This is a genomic window from Enterococcus sp. S53, assembly GCF_016516865.1.
Taxonomy (GTDB): Bacteria; Bacillota; Bacilli; order Lactobacillales; family Enterococcaceae; genus Enterococcus_D; species Enterococcus_D innesii.
Window position 1 is genome coordinate 1 of sequence record NZ_JACVUH010000040.1, and the last position, 3,235, is coordinate 3,235.

The 3,235-nt window shown below is 50.2% G+C and carries 2 rRNA genes; both read left to right on the forward strand.

Annotated elements, in window-relative coordinates:
* Nucleotides 1-122 precede the first annotated feature (122 nt).
* Nucleotides 123-3,037 (forward strand): 23S ribosomal RNA (locus IAE45_RS18370).
* A gap of 82 nt (nucleotides 3,038-3,119) precedes the next feature.
* A 5S ribosomal RNA gene (gene rrf / locus IAE45_RS18375) occupies nucleotides 3,120-3,235 on the forward strand.

The following is a 3,235-nucleotide window of genomic DNA, read 5'->3' on the forward strand; positions in this document are numbered from 1 at the left end:
CAAAACAAGTAACACACACCGAGTTGAAATGTTAAAAGAGTTTTTTAATAAGTTCAACGCTTATTTTCTTGAGCAACCTTCTATCGCTAGAAGAAGTACTCAAAACCGACCGTAAGGTCAAAGGTTAAGTGAATAAGGGCGCACGGTGGATGCCTTGGCACTAGGAGCCGATGAAGGACGGGACTAACACCGATATGCTTTGGGGAGCTGTAAGTAAGCTATGATCCAGAGATTTCCGAATGGGGGAACCCAGCATCTTTTATAGGATGTTACGTCTGCGTGAATACATAGCGCAGTCGAGGTAGACGCAGAGAACTGAAACATCTAAGTACCTGCAGGAAGAGAAAGAAAATTCGATTCCCTGAGTAGCGGCGAGCGAAACGGGAAAAGCCCAAACCAACAAGCTTGCTTGTTGGGGTTGTAGGACTCCGATATGGTAGTCTATTCAGATAGTCGAAATACTTGGAAAAGTATGTCAAAGAGGGTAAAAACCCCGTAGGCGAAATTTGGATAACACCTAGGAGGATCCTGAGTACGGCGGAACACGAGGAATTCCGTCGGAATCCGGGAGGACCATCTCCCAAGGCTAAATACTCCCTAGTGACCGATAGTGAACCAGTACCGTGAGGGAAAGGTGAAAAGCACCCCGGAAGGGGAGTGAAATAGATCCTGAAACCGTGTGCCTACAACAAGTTAGAGCCCGTTAATGGGTGATAGCGTGCCTTTTGTAGAATGAACCGGCGAGTTACGATAGCATGCGAGGTTAAGTTGAAGAGACGGAGCCGCAGCGAAAGCGAGTCTGAATAGGGCGAATGAGTATGTTGTCGTAGACCCGAAACCATGTGATCTACCCATGTCCAGGTTGAAGGTGCGGTAAAACGCACTGGAGGACCGAACCCACGTACGTTGAAAAGTGCGGGGATGAGGTGTGGGTAGCGGAGAAATTCCAAACGAACTTGGAGATAGCTGGTTCTCTCCGAAATAGCTTTAGGGCTAGCCTCGGAATTGAGAATGATGGAGGTAGAGCACTGTTTGGACTAGGGGCCCATCTCGGGTTACCGAATTCAGATAAACTCCGAATGCCATTCATTCATATCCGGGAGTCAGACTGTGAGTGATAAGATCCATAGTCGAAAGGGAAACAGCCCAGACCACCAGCTAAGGTCCCCAAATAACTATTAAGTGGAAAAGGATGTGGGGTTGCACAGACAACTAGGATGTTGGCTTAGAAGCAGCCACCATTTAAAGAGTGCGTAATAGCTCACTAGTCGAGTGACCCTGCGCCGAAAATGTACCGGGGCTAAATAGTTTACCGAAGCTGTGGAGTGCACCATGAGGTGCATTGGTAGGAGAGCGTTCTAAGGGCGTTGAAGGCAGATCGTGAGGACTGCTGGAGCGCTTAGAAGTGAGAATGCCGGTATGAGTAGCGAAAGACAGGTGAGAATCCTGTCCACCGAATGACTAAGGTTTCCTGGGGAAGGCTCGTCCGCCCAGGGTTAGTCGGGACCTAAGCCGAGGCCGACAGGCGTAGGCGATGGACAACAGGTTGATATTCCTGTACCCGTTGTTTTTGTTTGAGCAATGGAGGGACGCAGGAGGCTAAGAAGTGCAGACTGATGGATATGTCTGTTCAAGCAGTAAGTCTTGGTAGGAGTCAAATGCTTCTACCTATACGGACAAGCTGTGATGAGGAGGGAAATAATAGTACCGAAGCTTCTGATGTCACACTGCCAAGAAAAGCTTCTAGTGAGAAAACAACGGCCCGTACCGCAAACCGACACAGGTAGTCGAGGAGAGAATCCTAAGGTGAGCGAGAGAACTCTCGTTAAGGAACTCGGCAAAATGACCCCGTAACTTCGGGAGAAGGGGTGCTGCTCTAACGAGCAGCCGCAGTGAATAGGCCCAAGCGACTGTTTATCAAAAACACAGGTCTCTGCAAAATCGAAAGATGACGTATAGGGGCTGACGCCTGCCCGGTGCTGGAAGGTTAAGAGGAGTGCTTAGCGTAAGCGAAGGTACGAATTGAAGCCCCAGTAAACGGCGGCCGTAACTATAACGGTCCTAAGGTAGCGAAATTCCTTGTCGGGTAAGTTCCGACCCGCACGAAAGGCGTAACGATTTGGGCACTGTCTCAACGAGAGACTCGGTGAAATTTTAGTACCTGTGAAGATGCAGGTTACCCGCGACAGGACGGAAAGACCCCATGGAGCTTTACTGTAGTTTGATATTGAGTGTCTGTACCGCATGTACAGGATAGGTAGGAGCCGTAGAGATCGGGACGCCAGTTTCGATGGAGGCAATGGTGGGATACTACCCTTGCGTTATGGCCACTCTAACCCGCAGCCCTTATCGGGCTGGGAGACAGTGTCAGATGGGCAGTTTGACTGGGGCGGTCGCCTCCTAAAAGGTAACGGAGGCGCCCAAAGGTTCCCTCAGAATGGTTGGAAATCATTCGAAGAGTGTAAAGGCAGAAGGGAGCTTGACTGCGAGAGCTACAACTCGAGCAGGGACGAAAGTCGGGCTTAGTGATCCGGTGGTTCCGCATGGAAGGGCCATCGCTCAACGGATAAAAGCTACCCTGGGGATAACAGGCTTATCTCCCCCAAGAGTCCACATCGACGGGGAGGTTTGGCACCTCGATGTCGGCTCGTCGCATCCTGGGGCTGTAGTCGGTCCCAAGGGTTGGGCTGTTCGCCCATTAAAGCGGCACGCGAGCTGGGTTCAGAACGTCGTGAGACAGTTCGGTCCCTATCCGTCGCGGGCGTTGGAAATTTGAGAGGAGCTGTCCTTAGTACGAGAGGACCGGGATGGACTTACCGCTGGTGTACCAGTTGTCTCGCCAGAGGCATCGCTGGGTAGCTATGTAGGGAAGGGATAAACGCTGAAAGCATCTAAGTGTGAAGCCCACCTCAAGATGAGATTTCCCATTTCTTTAAGAAAGTAAGATCCCTGAGAGATGATCAGGTAGATAGGTCAGAAGTGGAAGGCCAGTGATGGTTGGAGCGGACTGATACTAATCGATCGAGGACTTAACCAAAAAGAAAAAAGCACGTAAACTCGGAAGAGTTTTGATTTCTTCGATCCAGTTTTGAGTGAGCAACACTTACTCAATTGAATAGTGTGGTGGCGATAGCAAGAAGGATACACCTGTAACCATGCCGAACACAGAAGTTAAGCTTCTTAGCGCCGATTGTAGTGAAGGGTTTCCCTTTGTGAGAGTAGGACGTCGCCACGC